The 1,676-nt window shown below is 51.5% G+C and carries 2 protein-coding genes; both read left to right on the top strand.

From position 1 onward, the window contains the following. Window positions 1-12 precede the first annotated feature (12 nt). Entirely contained in the window at window positions 13-234 is a 222-nt protein-coding gene (locus DWV53_RS15065; RefSeq protein WP_437181756.1) for a toprim domain-containing protein, read from the top strand. A 189-nt stretch (window positions 235-423) separates the two neighbouring features. Next, window positions 424-1,676: MobV family relaxase (gene mobV, locus DWV53_RS15060; RefSeq protein WP_259319012.1), on the top strand; the 1,253-nt coding region annotated here is incomplete at its 3' end.

The following is a 1,676-nucleotide window of genomic DNA, read 5'->3' as shown; positions in this document are numbered from 1 at the left end:
GGCTACGAGCGCATCAGTTGTCTGCTCGACAACGACGAGGCTGGGCGGAAGGCAACGCTTGCCATCGAGACTGCCCTCGGCTACCGTGTGAGGGACGCATCCCACTTGTACTGTGAGTACAAAGACTTGAACGACTATCTGTGCGGAGTTAAATCCAAACAGTCTGTACACCAAGTACAGCCTGTTAAGCAAACCGTTCCACCTCGAAAGAGAGGCGCAGCCTTGGGCATATAGGCGGTTCCTGCTCCAATGGCTATTCTGAACGGAAAAGCCATAGCTCAATAGGGCGTTTTCTTGACGCAGTGGCACGCCACCGCTAAAAACGCCCATTGAGCAAAGGGGGATCCCCTTTTGAAACCCCGTGAGCCATGCGCAGGGCGCAATGCGGCAAGCGGATTTGTACAACTCAAAAACAAGTTTATTATGGGACATTTCAGTTTGGATTTCAAGAAGGCAAAGGGCTGCTCTGACGCAAGGGAGTCCAATCACATAGAGCGCAAGGTGATACCTGACAACGCAGACTCTACGAGGACTCACCTCAACCGTGAGCTTGTCAAGATGCCGAGCGGTGTGTATGGTCGTGACGAAGCCATCGCCCACCGCATCAAGACGGCAGGCATCAAGCGCAAGATAACCAATGACCAGGTGAGGGTGATTAGAACCGTGCTGTCTGGAACGCACGAGGACATGATGAACATCGCAGCCAATGGTCAGCTTGACGATTGGTGCAACGACAGTTTGAAGTGGTTGCAGGACACATTCGGCAAGGAGAATGTCGTGTCGGTGGTTCTCCACATGGATGAGCACACGCCGCACCTCCACGCCTCCATCGTTCCGATAGTGACAGGCGAGCGGAGAAAGGCGAAGAACAAGACAGCGGAAGAAGGCAAGCGGACATACCGCAAGAAAGCCAATGCCGTGAGGCTGTGTGCCGATGATGTGCTCAACCGTGACAAGATGGTTGGCTATCACGACAGTTATGCGGAAGCCATGGGCAAGTATGGCTTGAAGCGAGGTGTCCGTGGATCGGATGCGAGGCATACCACCACGGCACAGTATTATCGTAACATCAAGCGAGAGACGGAGAGACTTCAAAACTGCATGAAACTGTTGCAATCCGATGTGGAGGAAGCGGAGCGACTGCTCAAACAGACCAAGAGTGAAATCAACACGGAGAAGCTACAGGCTGCCAAGACGGAAGCAAAGGCTGCCTTTGTGTCGAAGATTGGTTCTCTTTTGGGCAGTGGAAAATTGAAGGAGGTGGAGCAACACAACCGAAAGTTGTGCGAGCTTGTGACTGACCGAGAGCAATACATTGACGAACTCCATGAGAAAATACAGCGAATGGAGGACAGCCACAGCCAACAACTCGGCGAGATGCAACAGATACACCAAGCAGAGGTCGTAGAATTGAAGAGCAAGCACGCAACAGAAGTTTCTTTGCTCAATGACATCGTCCGCAAAGCCAAGCATTGGTTCCCGATGTTGGAGGCACGTTTGCAAATGGAAAACCTGTGCAGGAAGATTGGCTTCACCGTTGAGCAAATCGGAGTGCTTCTTACAGGAAAGGCTTTGAACTTTAGCGGTTCGCTCTATTCTGAGGAACACAAAAGAAAGTTCAATGTGGAGAATGCTGAAATCAAGGTGTTTTCTGATTCTACCAAGCCGAACCAACT

The organism is Segatella copri (genome assembly GCF_003465495.1).
In the GTDB taxonomy this organism is placed as follows: domain Bacteria; phylum Bacteroidota; class Bacteroidia; order Bacteroidales; family Bacteroidaceae; genus Prevotella; species Prevotella copri_G.
Note: the sequence above shows the minus strand (reverse complement) of the source record. Positions and strands in the feature narration are given on the sequence as shown.